We start from the raw sequence: 18,322 nt of genomic DNA on the forward strand, positions 1-18,322 counted from the left end.
TCCGCTTAATTAGAAAACAAACGAAAAAATCGCTTGAATAGACGGAGAAATTTCGCCTATCGAATCGAAAAGCGTGAAAATGGAGGTTTTTTCTGTGCATAAGCGGAAAAATTACCCTTATGTACCTGTGAAACCAGCGCCAGGATGCATATAACCGGAAAATTTCCGTTTATTTATTCCGACCGCGTTACTTAATTAAGGATCAAAATGATTTATGAACTAGAAATGTCTGTTCAAGACAAGCTTGATGCAAAACCACATCTGGAGCAAAGGAGCTTTCGTATGTAAGGAACTTTCGCTAAGTGTAAGGGATCTTTCACTAATTACACATATGTCCTGTATGCAACGCGAAAGTCACCGCATCCTACGGAAGTAAGGACCGGGCGCTCTTTGCCCGGTTTTCTAACACTGATCAGAAAGTATAAAGAAATTAAAGATTCAAGGAAACGAGTGTAAGTGCAACTAAGTCTTAGCCTTCGCCGGAGGCTTGCCAAGTTTTCTTACTCTCCAACTGAATTATAAGAAATACTCACCCGACTTCGTATACATGACCTACAAAGTCGGTTAAAATGAAGGAAAGTGCGAGGAGGAAGAACAATGAGTGATTTTCTGAAAAAAGGGTTTCTTATTGGACTTGGCGCAACACTTGCCAGCAAGGAAAAGGCTGAAAACTTTCTCGATGATCTTTCAAAAAGCGGCGGTGCAGCTGCTGAGGAAGCAAAAGCACTCTTAACAACGTTAAATGACAAAGGAAAAGACAGTACGGACAAATGGCGTAATGGTTTGCGACAGGAGGTTATTGATGCAATTAAGGATCTCGGATTTGTAAGCCAGGATGAATACACACAATTGCAGGAAAAGCTTGCTGTTTTAGAAAGCGAACTGTCTGAGTTAAAGAAAACAATAACAAACAATGAAAATTAACCTGCATAGGTGAAGTCTATGATCGGAAAACATATACGCCATATTAAAAGATATCAAGAAATCGTCTCTGTACTCGTGAAATATGGCTTTGGTTATATTGTGAAAGATGTCGGTTTGTTTCACTTACTATCATTACCGAAACAGATCGTTTCTGATTTTTCAGGAAACGGAAATGATCAAAAATCTCTAGGTCAACGTATTCGGTTAATGCTTGAAGAACTGGGGCCGACCTTTATCAAGTTGGGTCAGCTTTTGAGTCTCAGAACAGACATTCTTCCGGGCCAGATCGCCGAGGCAATGCGGGATCTTCAGGATCGGGTTACACCCGTAGATCCACAAACAATCAAGACTATTATCTCTCAAGAATTCGGTTCATCTGTTGAGGATGTGTTTGCTCAATTTGATGAAACCTGCATGGCTGCTGCTTCAATTGCTCAAGCGCATCATGCCATTTTAAAGACAGGTGAAGAGGTCGCTGTAAAAATTAGACGACCGGATATTGAAGCGGTGATAGAAAACGATATTGAGATTCTTTGGGATCTTGCATCGCTTGTTGAAAAACGATACGAATGGGCACGTACCTATCAGATCATAGACCTTGTAGAAGAGTTTTCACTTGCGATCCGTAAAGAACTGGACTATATCATGGAAGCGCGGACAACTGAAAAACTCCACGACTTTTTCAGTAAAGATGATCATGTCATTATTCCAAAGGTCTATCACGATTTTTCAACAAAGAAAGTATTGACTTTGGACTATGTTCACGGCTATAAGTATGGAGAATTGATTACTGACCATCCGAAAGGCATCGATAATAAACTAATTTGTGAACGGCTCGTGCGTTCGTTTCTTGATCAGGCATTAATCTGTGGCATCTTCCATGGTGATCCCCATCCTGGCAATCTTTTCTTTTCTCCCGAGAATAAGATTGTCTATATTGATTTCGGACAAGTCGGGTATTTGAATGAATCAATGAAACGTGATTTTGGTGACCTGATTATTGGACTTATGAAAGGGAACACCGAACTGCTTTACCGCACTATTTCGGCAATGGCCGTGATCCCTGACGACTTGAACGAACGTCAGTTTAAAGCCGATCTAGATGTCCTTCGTGAAAAATACTATCGCCTGCCCTTTAAGGACGTTCACATTGGGAAGGTTATTCGTGATGTTTTTGACGTGACAAAAAAGCATCATATTGGTATTCCTAAGAACTACACACTGCTTGGCAAGGCGTTGATAACGCTTGAAGGCCTGATAACAAAACTAGATGATGACATCAATATACTTGAACTTGCCGAACCTTACGGACATCGGCTAATTATCAGGCGCCTGGATCCCAGTGAACTGTCAAAAAAAATTCTCATGAATGGCTATGACGTTGTTGAAAACAGCATGCGCCTCCCCTCTCTATTACGAAAGACCTTAACACATCTTTATAAGGGAAAGACCCGGGTGGAGATGAAACTGCCTCAGCTAGAATTTTTGCTTGCTAAAGTAGATCGTGCCGCTAATCGCATCTCATTCAGCATCATGTTACTTTCATTCAGCATTATTTTGGCCTGCATTATTCTCGGTGAAACGTTTGGATCACGCTCACTCCTCAGCAATGTTCCGATTCTTGGCATTGCTGTTACCGTTGTCCTCTTCATGTTCATGATCGTTCTCTTATCAATCTTTCGCTCCGGGCGTTTCTAAAGAGCCCTTCACCATCGGCTCTATTGCAGCTCGTTCCTCAATTGTATCTGCCGGAACAAAAAACAAGTAATAAAACGCTGAAAGTACAGTCATTGCTCCTACAATTAAGAACAGTGATTCTATCGACAAGACTTTCGGATAAGAGAAGGTAATAAATCCAAGAGTCAATGACTGAGAGAGCATCAGTATCGGTGTGCTCCAGCTCTCCACCCGCCCCATCATTTTGGGGTCGACAATATGAGGCATCCACCCTCCAATAGCGACATTTACCAATGGAATCATGAGTGTTGAAAGAAAAATCATTACAAAAAAAAGATAGACAGTTGATACATAACCCGCACAAATCATGAACAAGCCGCTTGTAAGTAAACCGATAATGATCATCGAACGGAAGCGGCATTTTCCAGCGCACACAGATGCCGCCACGCTGCCAATTAAAATACCGAATCCCGCAATAACACCCGCCCAAACGGAAAACAACTCATATGAATGAGGAACCAGTTTATATTTTAAGATAAAGATGAGCATAACACTGCATCCACCGTTAATCACACCAAAGATTGTGAAGCTGGCAACAAGTGAAGTCAACAGTTTATCCTTTATAATATAAAAGAAGCCTTGATTAAAGTCTGAAAAAATTGATCGAATCGTTGTTGACTTTACGTTGTAACTGCCGTTTGGCAAACGAACTTCTGCGCGAATTTTCGGCAGACGTATTAAAATTGCCGAAATAATAAATGATAAAGCGTCAATTATTATTGCGCCTTGCGGTCCCATGTACCAGTAGACAAGTGCCCCTAACCCATTTCCAAAAATCATAAAGATACTGCTTACCATTTGGTTTAATCCTGCGGCGACAGCATAGTCGCCTTTTCTTAATATACCTTGTAAGATGGCCTGTTCAGCAGGTGCAAAGAATTTAGCGACGGCTGCTCTCAAGAAGATAACTGGAAAAATCCAGCTCAAATGCTCGAACTCTACCGCAACGAGTAATGCGATCGAAAGAAAAGCGCTTATCCAATCACAGTTAGATGCTATTTTCTGACGATCCATTCGATCTGCCGCAACGCCCACGATCCAGAAAATTAGTAGTGACGGCAGGGAGAACATCAACTCATTCAATGTTGCCAAGTAGGGCTGATGACTAAATCGATCAAGAAAATAGAAAATTAATGCGGTCATACCAATGACGCTCCCTAACTGAGATGTTACAGAAGCAGTAAAGAGTAAAGAATATTGCCTATTTTTAAAGATGGCAAACGACGCTTTCATTTTGTTCCACTCGTTTCTTAGTCATGTTTTTTCTTCATGACCCAATTGTAAAACGCAGCCTAATAAAATGATTCGACCTGCTGTAGGGTTTCTTTCTCCGGCTGAGGTCTGAATCTTACTCAGCCTCTTTATTTTTTTATCAACAAATGAAAGACGCGTGAGCCCGTCGTTGGATCAAATGTTGATACGAATTGATTTAATCTATTCTGAGCACGGATCACATTCCTCCAATCATCTTGACCATGCGTTTGAATCAAGCGATTAAATTCTTCTGCGATGCGTTTAATTTTACGTTCGTCGATCCCCTTTCCCGCCATAAACAATGTTCCTGCTTTTCCTGATTGCGGATGAATGGCAACCCAATCGCTATTTGCTTGATTTGATATCATGCGACACTCGATTTGTTGAACCGCTTCGCCAATAACAAGCAGCACATCCTGCCATTGATTCGGTACCGTTTGCACATCCTGCTTAAGCTGTGCAAGAATGTCATCATCAAACACATATGGGTTTTCACTAAAAGGAAAGTTGCGCTTAATTTTGTTTCGTATCGAACGACTTCCTGTACAAGCAATGAACTGTTGTTTTGATATTTGGATAAAGCTCGCTTTTTGTCCTGGACAAACGTGACACTCCCCTTCTGTTGAAATTTCCACCAAATTTCCATCACTAACTGCTGAAATCCATTGATTCGTTGCAATGATTGAGACAAAACTCATGAAAAAACCTCCTCTGCTCTATCTTCTATTATAAGAACTTAAGCATTGAAAAGAGAAGAAGAAGAAATTCGGATAATTAGTCGAACGAGCGAGCATTTTTATTTGCTTTTTATTTTCAAAGTCATAAAATGTACCCATAAGGTTCATTTATTTGTCACATTTATATAAAAAGAAGTCTTGAAATTTGGTGATGAATTAGATTCCAAGACAAAAGCAAGATTCTGAAGGAGGAACAATTATGGGAAAGGTTAAAGCAAGTGAAGCTGTAGTCAAACTGTTCGAAAATTGGGGAATTGATCACATCTATGGTATCCCAGGAGATTCTATTGATACGATGGTGGAAGCTCTTCGCAAAGAGGAGAACAAGATCAAATTTTATACGGTTCGTCACGAAGAAGTTGCATCACTGGCTGCTGCTGCGTACTCAAAGCTTACCGGCAAGATTGGGGTGTGCCTCGCGATTGGCGGACCAGGTGCGATACACCTGCTGAATGGTATGTATGATGCCAAGATGGATCATGTACCTATGCTTGTTCTAGTCGGACATATTCCAGCAAGATTAACCGGTACAGATTACTTTCAAGAAGTCGATACGGTTGAACTATTTAAAGATGTTGCCGTATATAACAAAGAAATTACCAGTGCAGAGAGCTTCCCAACGGTTGTCAACCAAGCAATACGTACCGCTTATCAAGAGCGCGGTGTAGCTGTGTTGTCTATCCCGGATGATATTGCACTTGGTGAAATTTCAGACGGTGCGCCTCAGCTCTCAACAGTTTTCGAAAAGAAAATCCCTGGTCTCGTACAAAATGATCTTAATGACGCTGTCGCTCTGATTAATAGCGCAAATAACCCAGTGATCCTTGCCGGCGTTGGTGCAAAAAGCGCTAAAAAAGAATTACGAGCATTTGCCGAACGTATTTCTGCGCCCGTAGCCGTGACCCTTCCCGGCAAAGGTGCAATTTCTGATGATCATCCGAACTTTATCGGAAACATTGGCAAGATCGGCACTAAACCTGCTTATGAAGCAATGAAGAGCGCAGATCTGCTGATTATGATCGGCACTGATTATCCATACGCCGCTTATCTTCCGGAAGGTGCGAAATGTGTTCAGATTGACATCGATCCTCTTAAGATTGGCAAGCGATATTCTGTTACTGTTGGCATCGTCGGCGACGCGGCGAACGCCCTATCCAATCTGACAGAACATATAACACCCGTTGCGGATCGTCCATTCTTGAAGACATGCCAAAGCAAGATGAGCACTTGGTGGAAGTGGATGACTGAAGACCAAGACAAGAAACAGACACCTATTGCCCCTGAAGCACTTATGGCTGCTATCGAATCAATTTCCGAAGAAGATACCATCTACTCTGTCGATGTGGGCACATCAACGGTCTGGTCAACCCGTTATCTCAAAGTCTCAGAAAAGCAAGATTTCATCGTTTCCGCTTGGCTGGGTACAATGGGCTGTGGTCTCCCCGGTGCAATTGCCGCAAAACAGGCATTTCCAGAACGCCAAGCCATCGCGATCAGCGGCGATGGTGCGTTTGCGATGGTCATGCAGGACTTTGTCACAGCCGTTCACTATAAATTGCCGATCATTATGATTATTCTCAACAACAAGCAATTGGCCTTCATCAAATATGAACAACAATCTGTCGGTCAATTAAAATATGCGGTTGACTTTGGAGATATTGACTATGCCAAATTTGCCGAGGCATGTGGCGGCAAGGGCTTCCGGGTTGAAAATTACGAGGACTTGCAACCTGCACTCGAACAAGCCAAAGCATCAAATGTACCCGTCATTCTCGATGTAGAAGTTGATGTCAACGCCGCGCCTCTGCCAGGGAAAATTGTAATGGACGAAGCAAAAGGCTATGCTAAATTTACCGCAAAATCGATTACGGAAAATCACAAGTTGGAAAAAATGCCGCCAATGAAAACAGTCGTGCGCAGATTCTTATAAATTCCAATTTAAAATGTCCAAATGGGATAATCCCATTTGGACATTTTTTTGTAGTATGAATTGTCGATTCATAAAGAATTAAAGAAGCTTCGACTGTTTAACATGTCATTTCGTAACAACCGCATGTCCGCCGAATTCGTTGCGCAACGCGGCTACAACTTTTCCAGAGAACGTGTCGCTTTCAAGCGAACGATAACGCATCAACAATGACAGTGCGATGACCGGCGTTGGTACCTGCATGTCTAGTGCGGTTTCCAAGGTCCATTTTCCTTCGCCCGACGAAGCCATAACACCGCTCAGTTTTTCAAGATTTCCATCTTTTGAAAAGGCGTCTTCAAGCAGTTCAACCAACCAGCTCCGAATCACAGAGCCATGATTCCAAACCTTCGCAACGGCCTGATTGTCGTAGTCAAAATCGCTCTTCTGAAGGACTTCAAACCCCTCTGCGAGTGATTGCATCATTCCGTATTCCACGCCATTATGAACCATTTTCAGGAAGTGCCCGCTTCCTGCTTTTCCTGTGTAAAGATATCCGTCTTCAACGGATATCGCTTTAAAAAGCGGTTCGAGATAGCTAAATGAACGCTCATCACCGCCAACCATCACACACGCGCCGCTTCGCGCTCCGCTCATGCCTCCGGACGTTCCCACATCCATAAAGGAAACCCCTTGTTTTTTACAGAGCTGATAGCGGCGAAGGGAATCCGTGTAACGAGAATTGCCGCCATCAAGAATGATGTCCCCTTCACTAAGTAAAGGCAACAAATTTGTGAGTGTCTGCTCTGTAGGATCTCCCGCAGGAACCATCATCCAAAACACACGTGGTTTATCCAGCGTTTTAATAAGCGCTTCGATCGATGCGAATCCCTCAATACCTTCGGATGCCTCTGCTTTTTTGACAGCCTCAGTCGAGAGATCAAAAGCTTTTACTTCAAAACCGTGCTCGGACATATTCAATGCAAGATTATAGCCCATTTTTCCTAATCCAATTAATCCGATTTTCATTTTCAATCACCTAATTTACCAATTATTTAAGTCATTCCATAGTTAAGTTTAACCCATATATGCAGCTTCTCCAAATCTATTTATAAAAAAATGGTAATAAATTTATTTTCAGACAAAAAATCACGATTAATAAACGGTGCGCGTCATACAGAATCTGTATCTGTATGCAAGTGAGCCGTACTTGAAATGAGCGGTTTACGATATGTATCCGCAAAGATAAGGATCGCGACTAAAGGAATGCTCATTAAAAGAAAATAGATCGCCCTATTTAGGTAAGGTCTTGTTTCCCGTCGATAAATTCGAAATTGAAGATCTTTTCCTTCATTCATTCTGCCATTTTGAAACAGTGCGCCTCCTTGATACAAGTCTCTTTGTTCAAATAAACCTTTTCCATGGATCGCTAAATTCAAAAAATCCTTTGATCCTTCAGAAATCATTGAGACGGATAATTGATAATTTTTGTCACCGGAGAGCTTGCGGTCTAACTTAATATCCGATAACTTCCCCTGTTCGAGCACTCGGTCTGAGAATACAATTCTCTCCTCCTCAAGTGTCCCAGATAGTGAATGGATGACCAGTTCATAGGCACCATGACCGTGTGCGCTTACCTTGCCTAATGAAATATAATCAAAAGGCTGATCTGCATAAAATGTTTGTTGCACAGTACTCGTAGCAGAAACATGTGCGTTCATCGTTCCTTTTCTTTGATTTTGATTGACTGCATACCGGTACTGTACATCGGGTTTCTGTGTCAATGGTGCCAAATGGGCCACAGTGATACAAAGAAGAATACTAAAAAGGATATGGGCTAAACCTTGCGCGCTTACCCGTGTTTTCAAACGCTTAAATATAAATTGATTTTCATGTGAATAGGAGACCAATTCTTTAATCCCATAGCAATTTCCAATTAACATCGGAAATATAAAGAGCAATGCGTATCTTGGCTCAGCTTCCCATACAAAAATATAGAAGAGATAATTTCCAAACAGCATGATCTGAATCAGCAAATTGGTATCTATCTTATGCAGTCTAAAAAAGCGTAAGACAGAGCACAAGAGGAGCCATAAATTGACACAATGAAAGATTTGACTAATAAATTGTATCAGTCTTCTCTGTCCACCAAAAAAGTAATCGTACATCAGTGTGTGCTCAGATGTGTTCCCCATATACCAGTAATACCCCATTGATCCGTCCACATACACACGGAATGCTTTTACCAGCCACAAATAAAGTAGTTCGCTTTTTTTTCTTGTAAGTCTCCTTTTTATTTCTTGCATGTTCACTTCTTTTTTTTTCGCTTGCGTGTGCTGATTATAACTGCGTCTGAAATCTTGCCAGTTGTAGCGCCCCTGCTCAGAAAGTCCGAGCATGATCCAATGCGTTGTCGGCATTTTTAATTGCTGGTTTGCATTTATGTGCACTTGCTGCGCTAGCTGGCTTGTCGATGCTTGCCAGATGAATAAGGCGGCTAACGTACCAATTACAATAAAAACCGCTTTTTTTACATTGGATTTGAGAAGTAGATACAATGTCAGCGCCGGCAAGAATAAAATTAGATTTTGCCGAATGACACAGCCTACTGCGAGTAAAAGACACAGCATAATGATGTCGATCAATCGTTTATCGCGCTCATACCGCAGCCAAAGATAGATAAGCAGCGGCGGCATCATGATCATGAGCGTATCTGAATAAAAATATAACGAGTAAAAGAAGATCGGTAAGCATGACAACACAATCACGAGAAACAATACAGTCATTTTTCGACCGAGCTGCATCAAAACGATTTTCCATGAATAATAAATACCAATATTAAGAGCAATCATACACACTAAGTGATCCAGCATAAACAGCATTTCTCTTGAATGAACAGGTGCGATCAAGTAGAGACCATACCGAATAAGCGTGATCGGAATATTGTTTGGATAGATCTGGAAATAAATACCATCATCATAAGCGTTTTTGTTCTGTAGCAAATCCAAAGACTTCATAAACACATGACCTCCGTCAATCTCAGGAGGCTGCAGCCCAGAAAATGTTACTAGAAGAAAACATTCGAAAAGAACGATTATGGCAAATAACGAGACAATCATCATATTTAATTTACGGTTGGTACATCTCGATAGAAGGTGATCCGTTGACAACAAAAAAAGGAACGACACTACAGTAAAAAATAGCAGCATTCCCGTAAGATCAAGGGCTGAAAAAGCAAAATTCCCATAATGAACGCTTGATCCCAGAAGAAACGGAGCTACTATACTCATGAGTAAAAAAAGACCGACGAGCAGCGCGAATGAAATGCAAAATAGACGAATTAAGATCTTTTTCAGATACACCCCGTATCACATCCAGATACTTATTCCTTTCAATATCTTAATTAGTATCCGTCAACACATCTCAATTTATAACGAAAGTGAACATAAAAAGCAGTCGATGTTATAATCGACTGCTTCCGACACACCATTTTATCTGGTGAATTAATAATTAATTGTTTTCCGTCAAAGGCTTTTTCCATAATCCAAGTATAAATCCGGAGATCACTGCTCCAAGAATAATGGATATTAAGAAAAGAATTGGATGATTACCGAGCAATACTACAAAAATACCTCCGTGAGGTGCTGGAATATTAATGTTCCACAGCTGAGTCAAACCGCCAGCAATCGCAGCACCGACAACACTCGATCCAATCACACGAAGTGGATCAGATGCCGCAAATGGAATCGCACCCTCGGTAATAAATGATAACCCAAGAACATAATTGGTGATACCTGCTTTACGCTCTTCTTCAGTAAACTTATGCTTAAACAATGAAGTTGCTAATGCGATGGCGAGCGGAGGAACCATACCACCGGCCATAACTGCCGCCATCATAAAACCGTTTGTATTTCCGCTACTTGTAAACACGCCAATGGCAAATGTATACGCCGCTTTGTTAACCGGGCCACCCATATCTACAGCCATCATACCAGCCAAAACAATACCAAGGACAATCGCATTGCCTGTACCCAAATGATTCAATGCTCCAATTAAACCTGTATTAATCCATTTGAAAATCGGATCAAAAATGTAATACATCAAACCACCGGTTAATAAAAGGCCTAAAACAGGATAGAGCAGAATCGGTTTCAAGCCATCCAGTGTCCGAGGCATTCCTTGAAAAACTTTTTTCAGCAAGACAATAACCCAACCAGCAAGGAATCCAGCAGCTAAACCGCCGAGGAATCCGGCACTAGCATTAGACGCCATGAAACCGCCAACCATACCAGGCATCAACGCAGGCCGATCACCGATACTCATCGCAATATATCCGGCCAAGATCGCGATCAGGAAGTGAAATGCACCTGTATCTCCACCGGATATAGCGCTGAGCATTTTAAAAATAGTATTGTCAGCCCCAAGCACTCGTTCCAGAAGGAAAGATATGGCAAGTAAAATACCACCACCAACAACAAATGGAAGCATGTGCGATATACCATTCATCAAATCTTTGTAGATTTTGCTCCATATCGATGTAGTTCCTGCCGATGCGTTTTCTTCAGAATCGCCGCCTTCAGCGTGATATACCGGCGCTGTTCCTTCGAGCGCTTTGTTGATCAATTCTTCAGGCTTACGAATGCCATCACTAACTGGCGTTTGGAGTACCCTCTTCCCATCAAAACGCGCCATCTCGACCTTTTTATCTGCGGCTACAATGACACCGGCCGCACGTGCGATTTCTTCTTTTGTCAGCACATGTTTCGTGCCTTCTGAGCCATTTGTCTCAACACGAATAGAAATTCCCATTTCTTTAGCTTTCTTTTTAAGCGCATCTTCAGCCATATACGTATGGGCAATACCTGTCGGGCATGCCGTAACAGCAACAACAAATTTTTCTCCAGTGGACGCAGGCGTTGCTTCTGTGGACTTTTCTGCTGCTTCCTTCGCCTCTTCAGCATCATGCTCTGCCTGTTTCTCGTTAAAAAGTTGAGCAACCTCACCTGTTGTCTGGGCATGCTTCACTTGTTCAACGAATTCGTGATCAATCAAGAGTCGTGATAACGCAGCGAGCGTTTGAAGATGTACATTATCTGCTCCCTCAGGCGCTGCAATCATAAAGAATAGGTATGAAGGCTGTCCGTCCAAAGCTTGATAATCCAAACCCTGTTTGCTTCTACCGAAGACAACAGTCGCCTCATTCACCGCTTTTGTCTTAGCATGCGGCATGGCAATTCCATCACCAATGCCCGTGCTCGACTGGGCCTCGCGTTTCAAAATCATTTCTTTAAAGAGCTTCGGATTATTTATTCTTCCGTTTTTTTCAAGGCTGGCAATTAATTCATCAATAGCGCCTTCTTTGGTTGTGGCTTGCATGTCCAAGACCATAACGTTTTCAATCATTAGATCTGTAATTCGCATTAGTTTTACACTCCTTTAGCCTATATTCACTTCTTAGTTGCGCAATATAATTGATCCAATTTTTTATAGAAACCGATTTCAATTTATTGCATTCATGAACCACATTCATGCATCATAGTACCAGTAACGAGTTTTTTTGCAGAGCGAATCGTTGACAGCTATTCATTATGACAGTTTCATTGCTTGATTTGCAATACAAACAGATGTTTTGTCTGTTATTAAAGAAAGATATCTTTCCGGCACTTCATCCGTAATAATTGTTGCCTCGCCTAAATCAAACATCTTACAAAATGAAATCTCTGCAAACTTGCTACTATCTGAAACGACGTAAGAACAATCAGCAAGATCATGCGCGCGCCTTTTCAATGCGGCCTCTTCCGGATCCGGAGTCGTGTAACCCATTGACGGGTCAATTCCATTAACCCCAATGAACGCGGCATCAAAACGAAAAAGATCGATATTATTCATTGCGATGCTTCCGACGATTGCCTTTGTCGTTGGTTTCATCAAACCACCGAGCAAATAGCAAACCTTATGTTTACGAATAAGCAGGTCGCAATGAGCAGGGGCATTAGTGACAACGGTTACATTATTTGCGACTATAAATGGAATCATTTCTAATGTAGTTGTCCCAGCATCTAAATAAATGCAATCATTGTCGTTAATTTTCTGAGCAGCTAATTGCGCAACCATTTTCTTCTGCTGCACATTTCTTAACGTCTTGGCCTCCATATCCGGCTCTTCGTTGAGTTTTCTCAATAGAGATGCACCACCATGAATGCGGTGGAGAAAATGGCGGTTCTCTAAATCGTGCAAGTCACGACGAACTGTCGATTCGGAAGCATCCAGCATGAGCACAAGTTCCCGCAATTTAACAACATGCGACTCGGTCAAAAGCTTCAGGATCATCTGCTGTCTTTCTTCAGCCAACATATCTCATCCCTCCACAATTTTTATTTTAACATAGTTCCAATCAAAATCAATCAATAAAGATCATTTTTCGTCACCATTTACACTTGTTTATCCACAAACCATGATCGAAAGTGACCGTTAATATTCACCCCTTACCGATTAACAATTCAAATTCACATGTGATGTCCGCCGATTCTTTTTCAAGCCATTGTGTACGTTTTTCTTCAGAAACATTCCAGGCAAGTGGCGTCATACGTATTAAATCGCGGATTCCTTCTCGATTTAAATGCGCTACATAGTGAATGTTTTGTGTGATTGTGTCTGGAAAATGTTCTGTGAATAGTGTACGAGTGTCTGCGTTTGAATACTGTGCTTTATCATGTTCATAGATTGAGGAGCGCAATTCCTTAAGATACCCGCTTCCGGGAATAACCTTAATCACATAACCACCCGGCTTCACCATCTGATCAAAGGTCTGATAGTTTGATGGTGAGAGAATGTTGAGGATAAGATTAAATTGACGCTCCTTAAATGGAGGTTGGGCAAGATCTCCGACAAGCCAGATTTGTTCGGGATAATATTTTGATGCGAGTTGGATCCCTTCTTTAGCAATATCAATACCACAGCCTGTTACGCTGCGAGATGCATCATGAATGAGCATTTGACAGATTTTGGCGAGATGTGACCCTTCTCCGCAGCCAAGATCCAATATTGATATATCCGTGGGTAAGTTCAACTGTTTGCCGATTTGCTCTGAAAGAATATGAATGAGTGGGTTGAAAAACCCGTGGTCAACAATAATCTTTCTGCGTGCCTCAAAAAGTGTTTTCCCATAATGAGTATGAACCTGTTTCGTCGATAAATTAACGTAACCTTGCTTTGCCAAATCAAACGTATGTTTTTGCGCGCAAATCAAACTTTTTTGTTCCACAACGCGTAACGACTTTCCACAGATCGGGCATTTCAATAAGTATATTTTTTGATGTATTCGTTCAGCGCAACGTGTGCGTTTATTCATATATCTGCACGACCTTTATCATAGAATTAATCAAATAATTCGTTTAAGCATGTGTTTCATTATAACACAGTAATAAAGATGCGATTTTATTGTGCCCTTTTCACTAGTGCGTGTATAATATATGTATTCCTACGTGAAAGGTATGATTAATATGAGTGACATAACGCATTCAATTCCCCGTCCACTTGTCAGAACAAATCAATGGGTAATAGTCCTTAGCACTCTTCTCAGTCTGCTTACCGGTTACTATTGGCTGCTCTTAGTGCCTCTGCTATCCGGGTTGTCCGGTCTCTTATTGCATTTCAATCCTGTGATGGTTCTTGCAAAAAAATTCTTGAGGAAACCAGCCACTGCTTATATTCCTGAAGACAAGGATCAGCAGAAATTCAATCAGACGATCGCTGTTTCATGCTTATCAATCGCTTTTGTAAGTTCTCTTATGCGCTGGACAGTTCTTTCAATCATCTTTTCTGTTATAGTAGGCCTTGCGGCATTCGTGGCGATTTTGGGCTTTTGCATCGGCTGTTTTGTCCACTTCCAATGGTCACAATATCGGCAAAGACGTATTCAGGAGCAAACTACACCTAAATAAGCTCATGAATATACTCCTAACCTCATCGGCTCCAATGAACTAATGGTGTGCCTGATGTGCATTTGTCACAGGTTAAAAACTGGGTGAATACACTAAGGGGAAAAGGAGCGATGAATATGACAGATAATTATAACGCAAGTGAGCAGCAGTTTTTCGTCCCGCAAACGATGGATGACCGAAATACAAACAGTTCGCCAAATAACCAATCGATTAACGATTTATGTCGCAAGTACATGAACTATCATGTCATTGCGCAGATGGCAGACGGCTCAAGAATTGAAGGAATTATTGAAGATGTAAATGATCAAGGTGTCGTGATGCTGGTACCTGAAGATGTGAATGAAAATGACCGATACTTTTATGGCCCTGGACCCGGTCCACGCCCGAGATACAGACGTTTCAACCGATTTCTCTTCCCTTTTTTACTTTTTTCAGTGCCTTTTCTATTTCCATATCCTTATTACTAAACTTCTGAGACTGATGAATTTAAACAGTTTTATTAGAAACCGGGCAAAAAGCGCCCGGTCTTTACTTCCGCCGGATGTGATGACTTTCGCTAAATGCGGTTTTGAATCATCAAGCTTGTCTTGAACAAACAGTTCTATTTCATGAATCATTTTGATCCTTGATTAAGAAACGTGGCCGGAATAAAATAAGCGGAGATTTTCCGGCTATTTGCATCATGGTGCTTGTTTTACAGGTAAATAAGGGTAATTTTTCCGCTTATGCACGGAAAAACCCTCTATTTTCACGTTTTTCGATGCGATAAGCGGAATTTTTCCGTCTATTTAAGCTATTTTTTCTTTCATTTTCTAAATAAGCGGAATTTTTCCGTTTATTTTCTTAGATTGGGCGGCTTACCTAATCGTCCATCCGAATCTTATGACCATAACATCGTACCGGCAAGGCAAAACGATAAACTTTCTTTACCTGTTAGAAAAACCGGGCACAGCCCGGTCCTTGGCTATCATTCTGCACGCGGCTTTGATCCATCAACCTTGTGACTTGAACGACACTTCAGCTGCTCGCTTGCCGCGGGCGATCCGGGAGCCTCCTCATACATGCTCTTATCTGCGGGGTCTCCCCTGGCTCGCTGGTCCCGCAGGCGTCTCGCGCTTTCGTGTCTGGATATTTTTTCTGGTTCAGCATGCTCAAGATCTTATACTTTCTTTACTTGCTAGAAATCTTGGCTTCGCCAAGCCTCTGACAACGGTAAGGAGCTGTCACGACGGCCATGGACGGCCCAGGTCCATTGAGCCGCAGGACGCATTTTCTTAGGATGCGACGGATTCGATTGATGCCGCTCATACGAAGGTGCGCCACTAGTCGATGCTCCTTTATTTAAAGGAGCACTTATGTCAGCTTCTGATAAAGACTCATACTATTGTATAAAAAGGCACTTCCTCAACGGGTGTGAAAAAAGAGGAGGTGCCTTTCATTTTTTGCTATTTCTCAGACTGTCTCCGCCAGATTACCAAGCATAATCGCCATAGATCCTCCAGCTTCCATCCATGTACCCGCCGTCACTGTTGGATCAAAGATTGTATAATCGTCGCTTTCATCCAACAATCTCTTTCTTCCCTGTGCTTGAAGAAAATTACCGATGCAAAGCATAAATGTGCCAACGATCTGGTACATTTTTTTCCATAACTTAGGATCAGTTAAAAAAATCATATTTGCCAGTACTTCCTTCAAATTTGAGGACATTGCTTGAACAAGTAATTTCCGATCATCATCTTCGTCACGAATAAATTGAATAGCAAAAGAGCCATAACCAATTAAGTTTAAAGCGACCCCTAATTGTGCGACCGGATCATCAGTAAAAAATTCCGCAATTAATGCACCTGCGCCCACCTGGATCAAACTGCCGAGAAATACTAGCTGATCTTGTGTCTCACGGTCCAAATTTTTCATTGGCGTCTGACCAACGGCGGCCATTACTTTCCCAACTGTTATGGATAGGAGCGCAAAATTTTCAGCCACATCGTCTCTCTTCACAGTTGTCCCCACCCGTCTTCTGATGCTCATTACTATATCATATTCACGCTTCTCATAAATTGACCGAGTAGAATCATTGTACTGCTCGTCACCAGTTATCAACCAGACTTTTTCCTTATTTTTAAAAGAGGATTCGCAACAATCGGAGAAATAAGGCAAGCGGCGAACGCTTCAGCAAGGCCATTTGTTAACACAACAGCGAGTAAAGCCGGAAGTAATTTACTGACATCAATCTGCAAATAGTTCGCATAAGGGTGACTGTAAAAGATGTAGATTAACCCTAGAACTAATAGGGTATTCGTCAGTGATCCAAGAAGTGCTGCGATTGACATCGAAGGGATACGCTGTAACCTCGTTCTCTTCAATCCGAGATACACGTAACCTGCGACAAGTCCGACAAGAATACGTGGCAAGATTGAAATCAATGGGTTGGTAAACACAATCGGTGCAATCGGACTGCTCGGAAATGTAAATGCGCGTATGAAAGTCGTCAACCCCCACACACCACCAATGATCGCCCCATCTGCTGGCCCAAGAACAATGGCCACAATAATGACCGTCAAATGGATAATTGTGAGACTAAATACGCCAACAGGTATATAGCCTAAAAATGGCAAGAAATTTTGTAAAATAATTATTGCAGTAAAGATACTTAATATAACTAATCGGTACGTTTGACTGCCACTGTCTTTTTCCATAATAGACTCCTTTTATTTACGCTACAAAAACGAATTATTGCTCCTGTTTTCAAACAGCTTAATCAACCTACATAGAATTATAAATCCTTTTTTCACTCAAGCAAATAGACCTTCTTGATTTAATCCTAAAAAACAATTATATGATATGTACTGAATAGGACACACCCACTGTTGTTTGTTGCCAATTAGTTTACATAATAATATTATTGACTTCTTGACATTATTAAAAAACAACACATCGACTTCTTCAATCAGCCTGATATGTTGCCTTCAATCTAAATTTGATCCTGAGGAATAATTCATAACCGACTAACGCCTTTTATATCCAGAACTATTCTCCTCCACTTTTCTCTTTTAGAACGCTAATCAATTTTTTGATTTGGTTCGGAACAGGAAGTCCGATTCGACCAGCATTCTCCAAAATCGACAGAAGTTCATTTGCGAGATAAAAATAGATCGTCGCATCCATGATGATATTTTTTGAACCGACAATGACATCACACAAATGTGCGGCAGCCACAATCGTGAAAAGCATGACCTTCTTAGCTATCCCCTGAAAACCAATTTTACTTGATAAGGAGCCAATGTAAGCTGCCGCGATAAGACCGGAAATATAATCAATAACGACAAACGCGACCAGTACAGCAATCAAAGATGACCATTCTCCATACAGATAACCCGAAACGGCTCCAAGGAGTGCTGCAATACTTCTGAAAAACAATTCATATTTTGTCAACAGTCAACACCTCACTACTTCATCTCTATAGTTTATGATTGTCCTTTAAACTACATAAAGGCTAGCGAAGCAGCAAAAACACCCATTTTTAAGACAAAAAAAGATCCCTATATCTAGGGATGCAAAATTAAGACTTGTTTTGGGAGTTATTGCTTTTATGCACTATAAATAGTAACACAGTGTTTAGTACCTATCATCAAACTAAGGTTGATATTCATCTAGGCCTAAGGTCTTAACAAATATAATAATGAATTTAAGGTGAATATTGTTGCGATAAGCAAATCTTTAATCTTCATGAATGGGAAAATTAGAGAGGAAAACGTTATTGCACCAAACGCACTTGTATTTAAAATACGCTTGAACGATTAAGTATTTGGGGCAAGATTTGC

General features: G+C 41.3%; 15 protein-coding genes. 5 read left to right on the forward strand and 10 right to left on the reverse strand.

Going from position 1 to position 18,322, the window contains the following annotated elements:
- Positions 1 to 597 precede the first annotated feature (597 nt).
- Both BM003_RS01525 and BM003_RS01530 read left to right on the forward strand, forming a co-directional pair.
- Complete coding sequence (locus BM003_RS01525) at positions 598 to 924, forward strand: phasin family protein (RefSeq protein ID WP_093669361.1); 327 nt, start codon at positions 598 to 600, stop codon at positions 922 to 924.
- An 18-nt stretch (positions 925 to 942) separates the two neighbouring features.
- Positions 943 to 2,622, forward strand: a complete 1,680-nt coding sequence (locus tag BM003_RS01530; RefSeq protein WP_177184574.1) for an ABC1 kinase family protein — start codon at positions 943 to 945, stop codon at positions 2,620 to 2,622.
- On the opposite strand, the gene BM003_RS01535 is transcribed toward BM003_RS01530, so the two are convergent.
- Positions 2,596 to 3,894: an MFS transporter gene (locus BM003_RS01535; RefSeq protein WP_093669363.1), complete on the reverse strand. Its 1,299-nt coding sequence runs from the start codon at positions 3,892 to 3,894 to the stop codon at positions 2,596 to 2,598. The genes BM003_RS01530 and BM003_RS01535 overlap by 27 nt on opposite strands.
- A gap of 128 nt (positions 3,895 to 4,022) precedes the next feature.
- Positions 4,023 to 4,613, reverse strand: coding sequence for a hypothetical protein (locus BM003_RS01540; protein ID WP_093669365.1), 591 nt, complete (start codon positions 4,611 to 4,613; stop codon positions 4,023 to 4,025).
- Positions 4,614 to 4,851: 238 nt separating this feature from the next.
- Here BM003_RS01540 and BM003_RS01545 point away from each other — a divergent pair, with 238 nt between their 5' ends.
- A complete protein-coding gene (locus BM003_RS01545; protein ID WP_093669367.1) occupies positions 4,852 to 6,582 on the forward strand; it encodes a pyruvate oxidase in 1,731 nt (576 codons plus the stop codon).
- 105 nt (positions 6,583 to 6,687) lie between these two features.
- Here BM003_RS01545 and gnd read toward each other — a convergent pair whose 3' ends face one another.
- The 5 genes from gnd to BM003_RS01570 form a co-directional block, all read right to left on the reverse strand.
- Entirely contained in the window at positions 6,688 to 7,587 is a 900-nt protein-coding gene (gnd, locus tag BM003_RS01550; protein ID WP_093669369.1) for a phosphogluconate dehydrogenase (NAD(+)-dependent, decarboxylating), read from the reverse strand.
- 143 nt (positions 7,588 to 7,730) lie between these two features.
- A complete protein-coding gene (locus BM003_RS01555; protein ID WP_177184575.1) occupies positions 7,731 to 9,575 on the reverse strand; it encodes a glycosyltransferase family 39 protein in 1,845 nt (614 codons plus the stop codon).
- A 493-nt stretch (positions 9,576 to 10,068) separates the two neighbouring features.
- Entirely contained in the window at positions 10,069 to 11,979 is a 1,911-nt protein-coding gene (locus BM003_RS01560) for a PTS fructose transporter subunit IIABC (RefSeq protein ID WP_093669373.1), read from the reverse strand.
- A 165-nt stretch (positions 11,980 to 12,144) separates the two neighbouring features.
- Positions 12,145 to 12,912 carry a DeoR/GlpR family DNA-binding transcription regulator gene (locus BM003_RS01565; RefSeq protein ID WP_093669375.1) on the reverse strand — a complete coding sequence of 256 codons (768 nt, stop codon included), beginning with the start codon at positions 12,910 to 12,912 and terminating at the stop codon, positions 12,145 to 12,147.
- A gap of 124 nt (positions 12,913 to 13,036) precedes the next feature.
- On the reverse strand, positions 13,037 to 13,909 hold the full coding sequence (locus BM003_RS01570) for a putative RNA methyltransferase (protein WP_093669377.1): 873 nt from the start codon (positions 13,907 to 13,909) through the stop codon (positions 13,037 to 13,039).
- Between the two features lie 151 nt (positions 13,910 to 14,060).
- Between BM003_RS01570 and BM003_RS01575 the strand changes: the two genes are divergently transcribed.
- Both BM003_RS01575 and BM003_RS01580 read left to right on the forward strand, forming a co-directional pair.
- Positions 14,061 to 14,501, forward strand: a complete 441-nt coding sequence (locus BM003_RS01575) for a DUF4395 domain-containing protein (protein WP_093669379.1) — start codon at positions 14,061 to 14,063, stop codon at positions 14,499 to 14,501.
- A 116-nt stretch (positions 14,502 to 14,617) separates the two neighbouring features.
- Entirely contained in the window at positions 14,618 to 14,968 is a 351-nt protein-coding gene (locus BM003_RS01580) for a hypothetical protein (protein WP_245733981.1), read from the forward strand.
- Positions 14,969 to 15,953: 985 nt separating this feature from the next.
- Here BM003_RS01580 and BM003_RS01585 read toward each other — a convergent pair.
- The 3 genes from BM003_RS01585 to BM003_RS01595 all read right to left on the reverse strand — a co-directional run bounded on the left by BM003_RS01585 (position 15,954) and on the right by BM003_RS01595 (position 17,933).
- A complete protein-coding gene (locus BM003_RS01585) occupies positions 15,954 to 16,499 on the reverse strand; it encodes a DUF6944 family repetitive protein (protein ID WP_093669381.1) in 546 nt (181 codons plus the stop codon).
- A 98-nt stretch (positions 16,500 to 16,597) separates the two neighbouring features.
- Positions 16,598 to 17,197: an ECF transporter S component gene (locus BM003_RS01590; protein ID WP_093669383.1), complete on the reverse strand. Its 600-nt coding sequence runs from the start codon at positions 17,195 to 17,197 to the stop codon at positions 16,598 to 16,600.
- 331 nt (positions 17,198 to 17,528) lie between these two features.
- A complete protein-coding gene (locus BM003_RS01595) occupies positions 17,529 to 17,933 on the reverse strand; it encodes a phage holin family protein (RefSeq protein ID WP_093669385.1) in 405 nt (134 codons plus the stop codon).
- Positions 17,934 to 18,322 lie beyond the last annotated feature (389 nt).

The sequence above is a fragment of the Sporolactobacillus nakayamae genome (genome assembly GCF_900113325.1).
Lineage (GTDB): Bacteria > Bacillota > Bacilli > Bacillales > Sporolactobacillaceae > Sporolactobacillus > Sporolactobacillus nakayamae.

Coding starts and splice junctions, on each gene's coding strand:
- BM003_RS01535 (WP_093669363.1), bottom strand. CDS start 3,894: ATGAAAGCGTCGTTTGCCATCTTTAAAAATAGGCAATATTCTTTACTC.
- gnd (WP_093669369.1), bottom strand. CDS start 7,587: ATGAAAATCGGATTAATTGGATTAGGAAAAATGGGCTATAATCTTGCA.
- BM003_RS01540 (WP_093669365.1), bottom strand. CDS start 4,613: ATGAGTTTTGTCTCAATCATTGCAACGAATCAATGGATTTCAGCAGTT.
- BM003_RS01525 (WP_093669361.1), top strand. CDS start 598: ATGAGTGATTTTCTGAAAAAAGGGTTTCTTATTGGACTTGGCGCAACA.
- BM003_RS01560 (WP_093669373.1), bottom strand. CDS start 11,979: ATGCGAATTACAGATCTAATGATTGAAAACGTTATGGTCTTGGACATG.
- BM003_RS01530 (WP_177184574.1), top strand. CDS start 943: ATGATCGGAAAACATATACGCCATATTAAAAGATATCAAGAAATCGTC.
- BM003_RS01570 (WP_093669377.1), bottom strand. CDS start 13,909: ATGAATAAACGCACACGTTGCGCTGAACGAATACATCAAAAAATATAC.
- BM003_RS01545 (WP_093669367.1), top strand. CDS start 4,852: ATGGGAAAGGTTAAAGCAAGTGAAGCTGTAGTCAAACTGTTCGAAAAT.
- BM003_RS01575 (WP_093669379.1), top strand. CDS start 14,061: ATGAGTGACATAACGCATTCAATTCCCCGTCCACTTGTCAGAACAAAT.
- BM003_RS01580 (WP_245733981.1), top strand. CDS start 14,618: ATGACAGATAATTATAACGCAAGTGAGCAGCAGTTTTTCGTCCCGCAA.
- BM003_RS01555 (WP_177184575.1), bottom strand. CDS start 9,575: ATGAAGTCTTTGGATTTGCTACAGAACAAAAACGCTTATGATGATGGT.
- BM003_RS01590 (WP_093669383.1), bottom strand. CDS start 17,197: ATGGAAAAAGACAGTGGCAGTCAAACGTACCGATTAGTTATATTAAGT.
- BM003_RS01565 (WP_093669375.1), bottom strand. CDS start 12,912: ATGTTGGCTGAAGAAAGACAGCAGATGATCCTGAAGCTTTTGACCGAG.